This window comes from Frankia sp. CeCAU1 (assembly GCF_977971845.1).
Genome location: NZ_CDWWXA010000003.1, coordinates 48,334 through 61,227, shown reverse-complemented (window position 1 = coordinate 61,227; position 12,894 = coordinate 48,334). Strand labels below are relative to the sequence as shown.

24 protein-coding genes are annotated in these 12,894 nt (G+C 67.7%); all 24 read left to right on the top strand.

The genetic code is table 11. The features are described 5' to 3' along the window. Positions 1 to 24 precede the first annotated feature (24 nt). The 24 genes from rpsS (at position 25) to rpsD (ending at position 12,849) form a co-directional block, all read left to right on the top strand. On the top strand, positions 25 to 306 hold the full coding sequence (gene rpsS / locus AC08OO_RS01345) for a 30S ribosomal protein S19 (RefSeq protein WP_011435043.1): 282 nt from the start codon (positions 25 to 27) through the stop codon (positions 304 to 306). After that, positions 299 to 724 carry a 50S ribosomal protein L22 gene (rplV, locus tag AC08OO_RS01340; RefSeq protein WP_011435044.1) on the top strand — a complete coding sequence of 142 codons (426 nt, stop codon included), beginning with the start codon at positions 299 to 301 and terminating at the stop codon, positions 722 to 724. The genes rpsS and rplV overlap by 8 nt, the downstream gene beginning before the upstream one ends. Next, positions 724 to 1,650: a 30S ribosomal protein S3 gene (rpsC, locus tag AC08OO_RS01335; RefSeq protein ID WP_476608874.1), complete on the top strand. Its 927-nt coding sequence runs from the start codon at positions 724 to 726 to the stop codon at positions 1,648 to 1,650. Before rplV ends, rpsC begins: the two co-directional genes overlap by 1 nt. 2 nt (positions 1,651 to 1,652) lie before the next feature. Beyond that, positions 1,653 to 2,069: a 50S ribosomal protein L16 gene (gene rplP, locus AC08OO_RS01330; protein ID WP_009740521.1), complete on the top strand. Its 417-nt coding sequence runs from the start codon at positions 1,653 to 1,655 to the stop codon at positions 2,067 to 2,069. Next, positions 2,069 to 2,335, top strand: a complete 267-nt coding sequence (rpmC, locus tag AC08OO_RS01325) for a 50S ribosomal protein L29 (RefSeq protein ID WP_476608875.1) — start codon at positions 2,069 to 2,071, stop codon at positions 2,333 to 2,335. The genes rplP and rpmC overlap by 1 nt, the downstream gene beginning before the upstream one ends. 5 nt (positions 2,336 to 2,340) lie before the next feature. Continuing rightward, positions 2,341 to 2,649: a 30S ribosomal protein S17 gene (rpsQ, locus tag AC08OO_RS01320; protein ID WP_011435047.1), complete on the top strand. Its 309-nt coding sequence runs from the start codon at positions 2,341 to 2,343 to the stop codon at positions 2,647 to 2,649. Between the two features lie 76 nt (positions 2,650 to 2,725). Next, positions 2,726 to 3,094: a 50S ribosomal protein L14 gene (rplN, locus tag AC08OO_RS01315; protein ID WP_009740518.1), complete on the top strand. Its 369-nt coding sequence runs from the start codon at positions 2,726 to 2,728 to the stop codon at positions 3,092 to 3,094. A gap of 2 nt (positions 3,095 to 3,096) precedes the next feature. Then, a complete protein-coding gene (gene rplX / locus AC08OO_RS01310) occupies positions 3,097 to 3,423 on the top strand; it encodes a 50S ribosomal protein L24 (protein ID WP_462185747.1) in 327 nt (108 codons plus the stop codon). A 41-nt stretch (positions 3,424 to 3,464) separates the two neighbouring features. Further along, a complete protein-coding gene (rplE, locus tag AC08OO_RS01305; RefSeq protein ID WP_011435049.1) occupies positions 3,465 to 4,064 on the top strand; it encodes a 50S ribosomal protein L5 in 600 nt (199 codons plus the stop codon). 4 nt (positions 4,065 to 4,068) lie between these two features. Continuing rightward, on the top strand, positions 4,069 to 4,254 hold the full coding sequence (locus AC08OO_RS01300) for a type Z 30S ribosomal protein S14 (protein ID WP_011435050.1): 186 nt from the start codon (positions 4,069 to 4,071) through the stop codon (positions 4,252 to 4,254). Between the two features lie 154 nt (positions 4,255 to 4,408). Continuing rightward, a complete protein-coding gene (gene rpsH / locus AC08OO_RS01295) occupies positions 4,409 to 4,819 on the top strand; it encodes a 30S ribosomal protein S8 (RefSeq protein ID WP_011435051.1) in 411 nt (136 codons plus the stop codon). A 12-nt stretch (positions 4,820 to 4,831) separates the two neighbouring features. Further along, a complete protein-coding gene (gene rplF, locus AC08OO_RS01290) occupies positions 4,832 to 5,368 on the top strand; it encodes a 50S ribosomal protein L6 (RefSeq protein ID WP_011435052.1) in 537 nt (178 codons plus the stop codon). Between the two features lie 10 nt (positions 5,369 to 5,378). Next, on the top strand, positions 5,379 to 5,753 hold the full coding sequence (gene rplR, locus AC08OO_RS01285; RefSeq protein WP_476608876.1) for a 50S ribosomal protein L18: 375 nt from the start codon (positions 5,379 to 5,381) through the stop codon (positions 5,751 to 5,753). A gap of 71 nt (positions 5,754 to 5,824) precedes the next feature. Next, on the top strand, positions 5,825 to 6,433 hold the full coding sequence (rpsE, locus tag AC08OO_RS01280) for a 30S ribosomal protein S5 (RefSeq protein WP_011435054.1): 609 nt from the start codon (positions 5,825 to 5,827) through the stop codon (positions 6,431 to 6,433). Further along, the gene (gene rpmD, locus AC08OO_RS01275; protein ID WP_011435055.1) at positions 6,433 to 6,618 is read left to right on the top strand and encodes a 50S ribosomal protein L30; all 186 of its coding nucleotides are present in this window, start codon (positions 6,433 to 6,435) and stop codon (positions 6,616 to 6,618) included. The genes rpsE and rpmD overlap by 1 nt, the downstream gene beginning before the upstream one ends. A 2-nt stretch (positions 6,619 to 6,620) precedes the next feature. Next, positions 6,621 to 7,151: a 50S ribosomal protein L15 gene (rplO, locus tag AC08OO_RS01270; protein ID WP_476608877.1), complete on the top strand. Its 531-nt coding sequence runs from the start codon at positions 6,621 to 6,623 to the stop codon at positions 7,149 to 7,151. Between the two features lie 261 nt (positions 7,152 to 7,412). Further along, complete coding sequence (gene secY, locus AC08OO_RS01265) at positions 7,413 to 8,705, top strand: preprotein translocase subunit SecY (protein ID WP_476605947.1); 1,293 nt, start codon at positions 7,413 to 7,415, stop codon at positions 8,703 to 8,705. Next, a complete protein-coding gene (locus AC08OO_RS01260; RefSeq protein WP_476608878.1) occupies positions 8,705 to 9,358 on the top strand; it encodes an adenylate kinase in 654 nt (217 codons plus the stop codon). The genes secY and AC08OO_RS01260 overlap by 1 nt, the downstream gene beginning before the upstream one ends. 141 nt (positions 9,359 to 9,499) lie before the next feature. Continuing rightward, on the top strand, positions 9,500 to 10,345 hold the full coding sequence (map, locus tag AC08OO_RS01255) for a type I methionyl aminopeptidase (RefSeq protein WP_476608879.1): 846 nt from the start codon (positions 9,500 to 9,502) through the stop codon (positions 10,343 to 10,345). 300 nt (positions 10,346 to 10,645) lie between these two features. Beyond that, positions 10,646 to 10,867: a translation initiation factor IF-1 gene (infA, locus tag AC08OO_RS01250; RefSeq protein WP_006541558.1), complete on the top strand. Its 222-nt coding sequence runs from the start codon at positions 10,646 to 10,648 to the stop codon at positions 10,865 to 10,867. A 79-nt stretch (positions 10,868 to 10,946) separates the two neighbouring features. After that, positions 10,947 to 11,060, top strand: a complete 114-nt coding sequence (gene rpmJ, locus AC08OO_RS01245) for a 50S ribosomal protein L36 (protein WP_003956441.1) — start codon at positions 10,947 to 10,949, stop codon at positions 11,058 to 11,060. A 200-nt stretch (positions 11,061 to 11,260) separates the two neighbouring features. Beyond that, positions 11,261 to 11,641, top strand: coding sequence for a 30S ribosomal protein S13 (gene rpsM / locus AC08OO_RS01240; RefSeq protein ID WP_462202433.1), 381 nt, complete (start codon positions 11,261 to 11,263; stop codon positions 11,639 to 11,641). A 78-nt stretch (positions 11,642 to 11,719) separates the two neighbouring features. After that, positions 11,720 to 12,124, top strand: coding sequence for a 30S ribosomal protein S11 (gene rpsK, locus AC08OO_RS01235; protein ID WP_011435061.1), 405 nt, complete (start codon positions 11,720 to 11,722; stop codon positions 12,122 to 12,124). Positions 12,125 to 12,219: 95 nt separating this feature from the next. Continuing rightward, on the top strand, positions 12,220 to 12,849 hold the full coding sequence (gene rpsD, locus AC08OO_RS01230) for a 30S ribosomal protein S4 (protein WP_476605950.1): 630 nt from the start codon (positions 12,220 to 12,222) through the stop codon (positions 12,847 to 12,849). The last annotated feature ends 45 nt before the right edge of the window (positions 12,850 to 12,894 follow it).

The window sequence follows — 12,894 nt, the reverse complement described above, 5'->3', positions numbered from 1 at the left end:
GAGCAGGAAGGAGGAGACACAGCCATGCCACGCAGTCTGAAAAAGGGCCCGTTCGTCGACGACCACCTGCTCAAGAAGGTGGATCTGCAGAACTCCAAGGGCACCAAGCACGTCATCAAGACCTGGTCGCGCCGGTCGACCGTGATCCCCGACATGCTGGGGCACACGATCGCCGTGCACGACGGCCGCAAGCACGTCCCGGTCTTCATCACCGAGGGCATGGTCGGGCACAAGCTCGGCGAGTTCGCCCCGACCCGGACCTTCCGTGGCCACGTCAAGGAGGACCGGAGGTCACGCCGTGGCTGACGATCTCGTTGACGGCCTGACCCGGGCCGGTCTTCCCGGGGCCAAGGCCTCGGCCCGCTATGTCCGGGTCTCGCCGACGAAGGCCCGCCGGGTCGTCGACCTGGTGCGCGGGCGCTCGGTCGGCGAGGCGCTGGACATCCTCCGGTTCGCTCCGCAGGCGGCCAGCGAGGACGTGTACAAGGTTGTCGCCAGCGCCGCGGCGAACGCCGAGAACAACCACAGCCTCGATCCGGCCACCCTGTGGGTCGGCGAGGTCTACGTGGACGAGGGGCCGACGCTCAAGCGCATCCGGCCCCGAGCTCAGGGCCGGGCCTACCGGATCCGCAAGCGCACCAGCCACATCACCGTCGTGGTGGAGAGCCGGGAGCCGGTCTCCGCGGCCGGCCGGGGCGCGAAGACGACAAGGAGGGCCCGGTAGTGGGGCAGAAGGTCAACCCGCACGGGTTCCGGCTTGGCATCACCTCGGAGTTCACCTCCCGTTGGTACGCCGACAAGCAGTACAAGGCGTACGTCGGCGAGGACGTGAAGATCCGTAAGATGATGTCGCGGGGCATGGAGCGGGCCGGCATCAGCCGGGTCGACATCGAGCGGACCCAGGGGCGGCTGCGGGTGGACATCCACACCGCGCGCCCGGGCATCGTCATCGGTCGCCGTGGCGCCGAGGCCGACCGCATCCGTGGCGACCTGGAAAAGCTCACCGGCAAGCAGGTGCAGCTCAACATCCTCGAGGTGAAGAACCCCGAGGTCGACGCCCAGCTCGTCGCCCAAGGGGTGGCCGAGCAGCTCTCCAGCCGGGTCAGCTTCCGCCGGGCGATGCGCAAGGCCATGCAGACCGCGATGAAGGGCGGCGCGAAGGGGATCCGGGTGCAGTGCTCGGGTCGTCTCGGCGGCGCCGAGATGAGCCGGTCGGAGTTCTACCGCGAGGGTCGGGTGCCGTTGCACACCCTCCGCGCGGACATCGACTACGGCTTCTATGAGGCTCGGACGAACTTCGGCCGCATCGGCGTGAAGGTCTGGATCTACAAGGGCGACATCGTCCAGAGCCGGGCCGAGCGTGAGGCGCAGGAGGCGCTGCAGCGCCAGACCCGCCGGGAGCGCCCGCGCCGCGGGCCGCGTTCCGGCTCGTCCGGCACGACCCAGGGCGGGACCGAAGCGGGCCGGGCGGCGGCCCGCGGCGAGCGCCGGGGCCGTGGTGGTGGCGGCGGGAACGCCCCGGCTGAGACTCCGGCGGGCGAGGCCGCGGCGACCGAGTCGACGGCACCCGTCGCGGAGCCCGCCACCGAGGCGGCGAGTGCGCCGGCCGAGGCGGCCGTGGCGAACACTCCGGAGAAGGCGGAGGAATAGACATGCTGATTCCCCGGAAGGTCGCGCACCGCAAGCAGCACCACCCCGGGCGGACCGGTGCCGCCAAGGGCGGAACCCGGGTCACGTTCGGTGAGTACGGGATCCAGGCCTTGGAGTCGGCCTACGTGACGAACCGGCAGATCGAGTCGGCCCGTATCGCGATGACCCGGCACATCCGTCGTGGTGGAAAGGTCTGGATCAACATCTACCCGGACCGTCCGCTGACCAAGAAGCCGGCCGAGACCCGGATGGGTTCTGGTAAGGGCTCGCCCGAGTGGTGGGTCGCGAACGTCAAGCCGGGCCGGGTCCTGTTCGAGCTGTCCGGGGTCGCGGAGCCGGTGGCCCGCGAGGCGATGCGGCGGGCCATCCACAAGCTGCCGATGAAGTGCCGTTTCGTGGTCCGTGAAGGTGGTGCGTAATGGCTATCGCTACCGCGGACGAGCTGCGGAGCCTGTCGGGCGAGGAGCTCGTCGACAAGCTTCGGGAGGCCAAGGAGGAGCTGTTCAACCTCCGGTTCCAGGCGGCGACCGGGCAGCTGTCGAACAACCGCCGGCTGCAGGCCGTGCGGCGCGACATCGCCCGGATCTACACCGTCATGCGCGAACGGGAGCTGGGTATCACCGACGATCCGGCGGTGGCTGCCGGCGCGGCGGACGATGACGCGACGCAGTCGGAACGGACGTGAGGACAGTGACAGACGAGACGGCCTCCCAGGAGGCTTCGCAGAGCACGGACGCGGCGGCTCCCGCCCGCGGATTCCGCAAGGTCCGCGAGGGCCTCGTGGTCAGCGACAAGATGACCAAGACTGTCGTGGTCGCGGTCGAGGACCGGGTGCAGCACCCGCTGTACGGCAAGACGATCCGTCGTACCAAGAAGGTCAAGGCGCACGACGAGAGCGGCACCACCGGTGTCGGCGACCGCGTCCTGCTGATGGAAACGCGGCCGTTGTCGGCGACCAAGCGGTGGCGGATCGTTCAGGTCTTGGAGAAGGCGAAGTAGTGAAGTAGTCCTGGCCCGGACGCCGGGGCCGGGCAGGACCGGGTGATCAGTAGTACCGGGTGATCAGGAGCGGAAAGTGATTCAGCAGGAGTCGCGACTTCGGGTCGCCGACAACACCGGAGCGCGGGAGATTCTCTGCATCCGGGTGCTCGGCGGCTCTGGGCGTCGTTACGCGGGGATCGGCGACATCATCGTCGGCACGGTGAAGGACGCCCTGCCCGGCGCCGGCGTGAAGCGCGGCGACGTGGTCAAGGCGGTCGTGGTGCGTACCACCAAGGAGCGCCGGCGGCCGGACGGCTCCTACATCCGCTTCGACGAGAACGCGGCGGTGCTCATCCGGGACGGTGGTGACCCTCGGGGCACCCGCATCTTCGGGCCGGTCGGCCGGGAGCTGCGTGACAAGAAGTTCATGAAGATCATCTCGCTGGCGCCGGAGGTGCTGTGACCGTGGCCACTTTGAAGATCAAGAAAGGCGACACGGTCCAGATCATCACCGGCAAGGACCGTGGGCTCAAGGGTAAGGTCATCCGCGCCTATCCGGAGCAGAACAAGGTCCTCGTCGAGGGCGCGAACCGGATCACCCGGCACACCCGCGTCCAGCAGAGCACACGCGGCTCGCAGTCCGGGGGCATCATCACCCAGGAGGCGCCGATCCACGTGAGCAACGTGATGATCGTCGACCCGTCTGACGGGAAGCCGACCCGGATCGGTTACCGCATCAACGACGACGGCACCAAGGTGCGTGTCTCGCGGCGCACCGGTACCGAGCTGTAGGCCGAGCGAGCAGTCGAGCAGTTGGGAAACGAGATTAGACCATGACTGTGACCACCGAGGGCCGGACCATCGAAGGCCGGCCTATTGGCGCTCGCCCGGTCCCACGGCTCAAGCAGCGGTACCGCGACGAGATCGCCCCGGCGCTGCGGGAGCAGTTCTCCTACCGCAACGTCATGCAGATCCCCGGCGTCGTCAAGGTCGTCGTCAACATGGGGGTCGGAGACGCCGCCCGGGACGCGAAGCTGATCGATGGCGCTGTGCGGGATCTTGCGGCCATCACCGGCCAGAAGCCCGCGGTCCGGCGCGCGAAGAAGTCCATCGCCCAGTTCAAGCTGCGCGAAGGGATGCCGATCGGCGCCAAGGTGACGTTGCGTGGTGACCGGATGTGGGAGTTCCTCGACCGCCTCGTCACCATCGCGCTGCCGCGTATCCGTGACTTCCGCGGGCTGTCGCCGAAGCAGTTCGACGGTGCCGGCAACTACACCTTCGGGGTGACCGAACAGTCGATCTTCCATGAGATCGACATCGACCGGATCGATCGGGTTCGGGGCATGGACATCACGGTCGTCACCACCGCGACCACCGACGACGAGGGCCGGGCGCTCCTGCGGGCGCTGGGCTTCCCCTTCCGGGAGAACTAGAGAGATGGCCAAGAAAGCACTGATCGAGAAGTCGAACCGTAAGCCGAAGTACGCGGTCCGGGGTTACACCCGATGCCAGCGCTGCGGCCGGTCCCGCTCGGTGTACCGGGGCTTCGGGCTCTGCCGGGTGTGCCTGCGGCAGATGGCGCACCGCGGCGAGCTGCCCGGCGTCACCAAGAGCTCCTGGTAGGCCGGTACCGCGGCCCCGGACCGGGGCCGGAACGGCGGCACCGGCAGCACGGTTCCACCGCACCACCACCGCACCTCCACCCGATCGCGGCAGGCCCGGCGGCCGAGGACGACCTCGGCACTGGCGGGAACCGCCGTGAGAAAGGCGTCAAGCCATGACGATGACCGATCCGATTGCGGACATGCTCACGCGTGTCCGCAACGCCAGCCGGGCGTACCACGACCGCGTGGTGATGCCCCACAGCAAGATCAAGACGCACATCGCCGAGATCCTCCAGCAGGAGGGATACATCTCCGGCTGGCACGTCGAGGACGCGACCTCGGCTGGCGGCGTCGGCCACACCCTGGTCATCGATCTGAAGTACGGCCCCAACCGGGAACGCTCGATCGCCGGGATCAAGCGCATCAGCAAGCCGGGTCTGCGGGTCTATGCCAAGGCGACGAACCTCCCGAAGGTCCTCGGGGGCCTGGGCGTCGCCATCATCTCCACCTCGTCGGGTTTGCTGACCGACAAGCAGGCGGGCAAGCGGGGCGTGGGCGGGGAAGTCCTCGCCTACATCTGGTAAGGAGGGCGAGCGATGTCACGGATCGGGCGCCTGCCCATTCCCGTCCCCAGCGGTGTCGATATCACCGTCGAGGGAGCCACCATCACCGTCAAGGGGCCCAAAGGGACCCTGAGCCACGTCGTGGCCGAGCCGATCGTGGTGAACACCGAGGACGGTCGGCTCCTCGTGACCCGGCCCGACGATGAGCGTCGCTCCCGGTCGCTGCACGGCCTGACTCGCACCCTGGTCTCCAACATGGTCACCGGCGTCACCGCCGGATACTCGAAGACCCTGGAGATCGTCGGCGTCGGTTACCGTGTCCAGGCCAAGGGCTCCGACCTGGAGTTCGCCCTCGGGTACAGCCACCCGGTGCCGGTCAAGGCCCCGGAGGGCATCCGCTTCGAGGTGCAGACCCCGACCCGCTTCGTGGTCCACGGGATCGACAAGCAGCTGGTCGGTGAGGTCTCCGCGAAGATCCGCGGGCTGCGCAAGCCTGACCCGTACAAGGGCAAGGGCGTGCGCTACCAGGGCGAGGTCGTCCGCCGCAAGGTCGGGAAGACCGGGAAGTAGGAGATAGATCATGGCAGTGAGCCTCGGCGCCAGCTCGCGTCGACGGACCGCGAAGCTCCGTCGGCACGTCCGGGTGCGCAAGAAGGTGGCGGGCACCCCGTCTCGCCCACGGCTCGTCGTCACCCGGTCCTCGCGGCACATCTACGCCCAGGTCATCGACGACGTCGCCGGCCACACGCTGGCGTCGGCGTCCACCCTGGACGTGTCGCTGCGCGGCGGCGAGGGGGACAAGACCGAGCAGGCCCGCAAGGTCGGCGCCCTGGTCGCCGAGCGCGCGAAGGCGGCCGGGATCGCCGCGGTCGTGTTTGACCGCGGCGGGCGGACCTACTCCGGCCGCATCGCCGCGCTCGCGGACGCGGCGCGGGGGAGCGGGCTGGACTTCTGATGACTGCCCCCAGCCTTTACAGTCAGTCCAGCCTTTACCGCCAGTACAGCCAGAACAGGGAGATGTTGTAGATGCCAGGCCAGCAGCGCCGCGGCGGCGGCTCCGGCGGCTCGGACCGTCGGGAACGCCGGGACCGGTCGGGCAGCGGCCCGGCGCAGGAGAAGAACGCCTACGTCGAGCGGGTTGTCGCGATCAACCGCGTGGCGAAGGTTGTCAAGGGCGGACGCCGGTTCAGCTTCACGGCGCTCGTTGTGGTCGGTGACGCGGACGGGACCGTGGGCGTCGGCTATGGCAAGGCCAAGGAGGTTCCGGCCGCCATCGCCAAGGGCGTCGAAGAAGCCAAGAAGCACTTCTTCAAGGTGCCCCGGATCGGTTCGACGATTCCGCACCCGGTGCAGGGCGAGGAGGCGGCAGGCGTCGTGCTGCTCAAGCCCGCCTCGCCCGGTACCGGGGTCATCGCCGGTGGTCCGGTCCGTGCCGTGCTGGAGTGCGCCGGTGTGCACGACGTGCTCTCGAAGTCGCTCGGCTCGTCGAATCCGATCAACATCGTGCACGCGACGGTCGCCGCTCTGCGTGGCCTGATGCGTCCCGAGGAGATTGCCGCCCGTCGCGGCCTGCCGCTGGAGGATGTCGCTCCGCCGGCCATGCTGCGTGCCCGTGCGGCGGGAGCCAGCGTCTGATGGCCAAGCTGCGCATCACACAGATCCGGTCGGGGATCGGTGGTACCTCGAACCAGCGGGCCACGCTGCGTACCCTTGGTCTGCGGAAGATCAACGCGACGACCGTCCGTGATGATCGTCCCGAGATTCGCGGGATGATTAGAACTGTGACCCATCTTGTCCGGGTCGAGGAGGTGGACTCCTAGCCATGGCCGAACTGACGAAGACCGACGCCGGTGACGACACCGGCGCCACCGGCGTGGGCACCGAGGCCGGCTCGGCGCCGGCCGTCCGTGGCCGCGGTCTGAAGGTGCACCACCTCCGGCCGGCCCCCGGCGCCCATAAGTCCAAGATCCGCGTCGGTCGCGGTGAGGGTTCCAAGGGCAAGACCGCCGGACGGGGCACCAAGGGCTCGAAGGCCCGCAAGCAGGTGCCCGCCCGGTTCGAGGGTGGCCAGATGCCCCTGCACATGCGCCTGCCCAAGCTGAAGGGCTTCCGCAACCGGTTCCGCGTCGAGTACCAGGTCGTGAACGTCGCCACCCTCGCGGAACTGTTCCCGCAGGGTGGTGAGGTCACCAAGGCCGACCTCGTGGCCAGGGGTGCGGTGCGGGGCAAGTCGCCGGTGAAGGTGCTGGGCAACGGTGACATCAACGTCGCGCTGCACGTGAGCGCGGACGCGTTTTCGGCCTCCGCGAAGGAGAAGATCGCAGCTGCCGGCGGGAGCGTCACACAGAGCTGAGAGCATGGGTGGGGGTGTGGGCCATGTCACCCAGCTCCCACCCCGGCCCCGCCCGTCCGGACCCCTCGCCAGACGGCCGTGCGCCTCGGCGCCAGCCGTCTCTTGCCGTCCACCATCGCTTACCCATGGTGATGTCGGGACGAGTGGGCCGGGTGTCCTGTTACAGTCGCCTAACCGACCTCGGCGACCGGCCGGGGGAGGCGATCCGCACCGGGCAGGATGTCCACTTCCCGTCGGTCCGCAATCCCAGCAGGAGGAGCCGTGCTCACCGCCTTCACGCGGGCATTCCGCACGCCTGACCTGCGCAAGAAGCTGCTGTTCACCGTCGGTATCGTGATGCTGTTCCGGTTCGGCAGCGTCATGCCGTCGCCGGGTGTCTCGACGTCCGCAGTGAACACCTGTCTGGACTCGGCGAGTGCCGACAGCAGCAACGTCTACTCGCTGATCAACCTGTTCAGTGGTGGGGCTCTGCTGCAGCTGTCCATCTTCGCGCTTGGCATCATGCCGTACATCACATCGAGTATCATCATTCAGTTGCTCGTTGTGGTGATCCCTCGGCTGGAGCAGCTGAAGAAGGAGGGCAGCTCGGGCGAGCAGAAGCTTACGCAGTACACCCGGTACCTGACGATCGCCCTCGGTCTTCTGCAGGCCACCGGCATCGTGGCGCTGGCCCGCAGCGGCCGGCTGTTCCCCAGCTGTTCGGCAGCCATCATCCCGGACACGAGCCTGTTCCGGATCGCGACAATTGTCATCACGATGACGGCGGGTACCTCGGTCATCATGTGGATGGGTGAGTTGATCACCGCCCGGGGGGTCGGTAACGGCATGTCGCTGCTGATCTTCACCTCGATCGCGGCAAGGCTTCCCTCCGAGGGCGGACGCATCCTCCAGGTCGCCGGCGGTGTGGTGTTTAGCCTGGTGCTCCTGCTCGGTCTCGCGATCGTCGTGTTCGTCGTGTTTGTCGAGCAGTCTCAGCGTCGCATCCCGGTCCAGTACGCCAAGCGCCTGATCGGGCGGCGGATGTACGGCGGGACGTCGACCTACCTGCCGATCAAGGTCAACCAGGCCGGGATCATCCCCGTCATCTTCGCGTCCTCGCTGCTGCAGCTCCCTCAACTCGCCGGGCAGGTGTGGAGCAACCGGAGCTTCCAGGACTTCGAGCAAAGATATCTCTCCAGGGGAGACCATCCACTCTATCTGGTGACATACTTCGCACTCATCATCTTCTTCACCTATTTTTATGTTGCGATCACCTTCAACCCAACGGAGGTCGCGGACAACATGAAGAAGTATGGTGGGTTCATCCCCGGGATCAGGCCGGGGAACCCGACGGCGGAGTACCTCAAACACGTACTCGACCGGATCACGCTCCCGGGATCGCTGTTCCTTGGCGTGATCACGGTCCTTCCGTTGGCACTGTTGAACCTGACCAAGGACCAGCCGTTCCCCTTCGCGGGCACGTCGGTCCTGATCATGGTGGGGGTTGGGCTGGAAACCGTGAAGCAGATCGAAAGCCAGCTCATGCTCCGCAATTACGAAGGTTTCCTCCGGTAGTGCGCCTCGTACTGGTCGGGCCGCCCGGTGCCGGAAAGGGCACCCAGGCCGCGTTCATTGCCCAGGCGCGGTCGATCCCTAAGATCTCCACCGGGGACATCTTCCGGGCGAACGTGCGACAGGGAACCGAACTGGGCGTCAAGGCCAAGACCTTCATGGATGTCGGTGATCTCGTACCGGACGAGATCACCATCGGTATGGTCCGCAACCGCTTGGCCGAGGACGACGCGGTCAAGGGATTCCTGCTCGATGGTTTTCCTCGCAACGTCCCGCAGGCCGAGGTGCTCGGGCAGATGCTCGATGGCATGGGGACCCGTCTGGACGTGGTGCTTGAGCTCGTCGTCGACGACGACGAGGTGGTGCGCCGGCTGTCCGGTCGGCGCACCTGTCGGAACTGCGGTCACATCTGGCACATCGACTTCGACCCGCCGTCGGTCGAAGGCGTCTGTGACCGGTGTGGTGGCGAGCTGTTCCAGCGCGACGACGATCGGTCGGAGACGGTCCGCCATCGGCTTGAGGTCTACGCGGACCAGACGGCGCCGCTGGTGGCGTACTACGCCGAAAAGGGCATCCTGATCGGTATCGACGCCACCGGACCGGTGGATAACGTCACCGACCGCGCGCTCGACGCCCTGCGGCACTACGGCGACTGAACCCGTCGGCCTGGTCCGGGCGCGGACCAGGCCGAACGTGGCTCCCGCGTTTTTCGCGGAAGATCGTTGGAGCACGTCCTGCGGGGTCGGCGGCTAGCATCGGAAACGGACACAACACGAACACGGACCGGGGCGACGAGCGTGGCGCGACGAGAGCACGTCCAGATCAAGACGGCGGCAGAGATCGCCAAGATGCGGGTTGCTGGCCTGCTCGTCGCGAAGACGCTGGCGCGGCTGCGTGACGCGGTTGTCCCCGGGGTCACCACGGCCGAGCTGGACGCCCTTGCCGAGAAGACGATCCGGGACGACGGCGGTATCCCGTCCTTCAAGGGCTATGCCCAGCCGCCGTATCCGGCCTCGATCTGCAGCTCGGTCAACAACGAGGTAGTGCACGCCATCCCCACCCGCAAGCGGGTGCTGCGCGAGGGCGATATCATCTCGATCGACTGCGGGGCCATCGTGGACGGCTGGCACGGGGACGCCGCGATCACCGTGCCGGTCGGTGAGGTCGCCCCGGAGGTTCTCGCGATGATCGACACGTGCGAGGGCGCGCTGTGGGCGGGCCTCGCCGCAGCCCAGCTCGGCGGAAAGCTCACCGACATCAGCGCCGCCGTCGAGCGGCACGTCCGTCCACATGGCTACGGCATCGTCGACCACTACGGCGGCCACGGCATCGGCAGCGAGATGCACCAGCCCCCCCACGTGCTCAACCACGGCCGGCCTGGCCGTGGCATCCGGCTGATCGAGGGCCTTGCGCTGGCCATCGAGCCCATGATCACTATGGGGTCGCCGGACACGGCCGTGCTCCCCGACGACTGGACCGTCGTGACCCGCGACGGCAGCCTCGCCGCCCACACCGAGCACTCGGTGGCAATCACTCCCCGTGGGCCGTGGGTGCTAACGGCGCCGGACGGCGGAGCGGCGAAACTCGCCGAGCTCGGGGTCGTCTGCGGGCAGCCGGCTGACGCCCCGTCCGGAACCGGCTGAACCGGCTGAACCGGCTGAACCGGCTGAGGTCGCGTCGGCCCTTGACGGGGATCGTGTTGACCCTTGACGGGGGTCGCAGCGTACACTCCTTAGCTGGCGGTCTTCTCACGCCGGTGTGCTCCACCGTGTCGATAGCAGTCCTGTCCATGGCAGTTGCGGTCGGTGGCAGTGTGGTTGGTGGGTTCGGGCTCCTCTCGGGGTAGTTCAAGCCTCTGACCTGGGCTTTTCCGGACATTTCGGGGGGCCGACCGGTCGCGGCCGAGCCGCCGTCCCATAGTCGACGTCAGGACAGCGGAGGACATGCCGAAGAAGGACGGGGCCATCGAGATCGAAGGCCGTGTGGTGGAGCCGCTCCCGAACGCGATGTTCCGGGTGGAGCTCCAGAACGGTCATCGTGTTCTCGCCCACATCAGCGGGAAGATGCGCCAGCACTACATCCGGATCCTGCCGGAGGACCGCGTCGTGGTCGAGCTCTCGCCCTACGACCTGTCCCGCGGCCGCATCGTCTACCGCTACAAGTAGTCGATCTCTTCTCACTCGCCCGTAGCTCCACTCAATCGCCACGCGCGGCCCGCGGCTGCGCAGGAGGTCCGCAACAGCCGTGAAGGTCAAGCCCAGCGTCAAGAAGATCTGCGACAAGTGCAAGGTGATCCGTCGCCACGGGCGAGTCATGGTCATCTGCGACAACCTTCGTCACAAGCAGCGTCAGGGCTGATGTCCTGACGGGTGCGCCTCGTCCCGGCGGGTGGCACAGCACGTGCCGCCCGCCGAGATGTGGCCCACCGCATCCAAGCGATGCCAGGCGTCCTCTTCGGGACGACCCACCCCCGGTCGGAGGCCGGGGCCCGCCCGGCCCGGCGCCGGCCGGGACGGCATCGCCCGAGACCTCCGGCCGCAGGAAGGAAACATCCGTTCATGGCACGCCTCTCCGGCGTCGACCTTCCCCGCGAGAAGCGGGTTGAGATCGCTCTGACCTACATCTTCGGGATCGGCCGCAGCCGCTCCCGAGACACCCTCGCCGCCACCGGGGTCAACCCGGACACGCGTGTTCGTGATCTGAGCGAGGAAGAGATCGTCAGGCTGCGCGACTGGATCGACGCGAACTACCGGGTCGAGGGTGACCTCAACCGGGAGATCAAGCAGGACATCCGCCGCAAGATGGAGATCGGGTGCTACCAGGGGCTCCGTCACCGGCGTAACCTGCCCGTCCACGGCCAGCGCACGCACACCAACGCGCGCACCCGTAAGGGCCCGCGCCGCGCCATCGCCGGCAAGAAGAAGGCTGGCAAGAAGTAGTCAGGGTCCCCGGTGGACCGTTCGGGTCCGCCGCCGACCACTGATCGACGACCTCGTACACGGAGACCACACGCGAATATGCCTCCCAAGACGCGCGCAGCCGGCGCCAAGAAGGTCCGGCGCAAGGAAAAGAAGAACGTCGCCCACGGACACGCTCACATCAAGAGCACGTTCAACAACACGATCGTCTCCATCACCGACCCGTCCGGGAACGTGATCTCCTGGGCTTCGGCGGGCCATGTCGGCTTCAAGGGCTCCCGCAAGTCCACGCCCTTCGCCGCCCAGATGGCGGCCGAGAACGCGGCCCGCAAGGCGCAGGAGCACGGGATGCGCAAGGTCGACGTCTTCGTGAAGGGCCCGGGTTCCGGCCGGGAGACCGCGATCCGTTCCCTGCAGGCCGCGGGGCTCGAGGTCGGTGCGATCCAGGACGTCACCCCGACCCCGCACAACGGTTGCCGCCCGCCCAAGCGGCGCAGGGTGTGACCATGCGGCGAGGCGGCCGTGGCCGGGGCTCCACGCCGGCCGGTGTCGTGGCGTCGTGTTCGAGTTCGCGCCAGGAAACGAGAGAGAAGGATTAGATGGCCCGTTACACCGGCGCGGACTGCAAGCGTTGCCGCCGCGAGAAGACCAAGCTGTTCCTCAAGGGCAGCAAGTGCGACACCCCGAAGTGCCCGATCGAGATCCGACCCTACCCGCCGGGCGAGCACGGCCGTGGCCGCACCAAGGACTCCGAGTACCTGCTGCAGAAGCGCGAGAAGCAGAAGTGTGCCCGGATCTACGGCGTGCTGGAGAAGCAGTTCCGGGGCTACTACGACGAGGCGAATCGCCGGGCGGGCAAGACCGGTGACGAGCTGCTGAAGATCCTTGAGTCGCGGCTCGACAACGTCGTGTACCGGGCTGGCTTCGCACCCTCGCGGGACGCCGCCCGTCAGGCTGTCCGGCACGGCCACGTCCAGGTGAACGGCCGCAAGGTCGACATCCCCAGCTATCGGATCAGCGAGAACGACATCGTCGAGATCGCGCCGAAGGCCCGGGAGCTCACCCCGTTCATCGTGGCCCGGGAGACCGCGGGTCAGGGTCGGGCCGTTCCAGCCTGGCTGGAGGTGATCCCGAGCCAGCTGCGGATCCTGGTGCACTCGCTGCCGACGCGGCAGGTGATCGATACCCAGGTGCAGGAACAGCTGATCGTCGAGCTCTACTCCAAGTAAGATCTACCGGCGTCGTCCCCGCAGCCAGGGGGCGGAGCACACTGG

Coding starts and splice junctions, on each gene's coding strand:
- rplP (WP_009740521.1), top strand. CDS start 1,653: ATGCTGATTCCCCGGAAGGTCGCGCACCGCAAGCAGCACCACCCCGGG.
- AC08OO_RS01300 (WP_011435050.1), top strand. CDS start 4,069: ATGGCCAAGAAAGCACTGATCGAGAAGTCGAACCGTAAGCCGAAGTAC.
- rpsS (WP_011435043.1), top strand. CDS start 25: ATGCCACGCAGTCTGAAAAAGGGCCCGTTCGTCGACGACCACCTGCTC.
- rpsD (WP_476605950.1), top strand. CDS start 12,220: ATGGCCCGTTACACCGGCGCGGACTGCAAGCGTTGCCGCCGCGAGAAG.
- rpmC (WP_476608875.1), top strand. CDS start 2,069: ATGGCTATCGCTACCGCGGACGAGCTGCGGAGCCTGTCGGGCGAGGAG.
- rplF (WP_011435052.1), top strand. CDS start 4,832: ATGTCACGGATCGGGCGCCTGCCCATTCCCGTCCCCAGCGGTGTCGAT.
- rpmD (WP_011435055.1), top strand. CDS start 6,433: ATGGCCAAGCTGCGCATCACACAGATCCGGTCGGGGATCGGTGGTACC.
- rplR (WP_476608876.1), top strand. CDS start 5,379: ATGGCAGTGAGCCTCGGCGCCAGCTCGCGTCGACGGACCGCGAAGCTC.
- rpsE (WP_011435054.1), top strand. CDS start 5,825: ATGCCAGGCCAGCAGCGCCGCGGCGGCGGCTCCGGCGGCTCGGACCGT.
- rplO (WP_476608877.1), top strand. CDS start 6,621: ATGGCCGAACTGACGAAGACCGACGCCGGTGACGACACCGGCGCCACC.
- infA (WP_006541558.1), top strand. CDS start 10,646: ATGCCGAAGAAGGACGGGGCCATCGAGATCGAAGGCCGTGTGGTGGAG.
- rplE (WP_011435049.1), top strand. CDS start 3,465: ATGACTGTGACCACCGAGGGCCGGACCATCGAAGGCCGGCCTATTGGC.
- rpsK (WP_011435061.1), top strand. CDS start 11,720: ATGCCTCCCAAGACGCGCGCAGCCGGCGCCAAGAAGGTCCGGCGCAAG.
- rpsM (WP_462202433.1), top strand. CDS start 11,261: ATGGCACGCCTCTCCGGCGTCGACCTTCCCCGCGAGAAGCGGGTTGAG.
- rpsH (WP_011435051.1), top strand. CDS start 4,409: ATGACGATGACCGATCCGATTGCGGACATGCTCACGCGTGTCCGCAAC.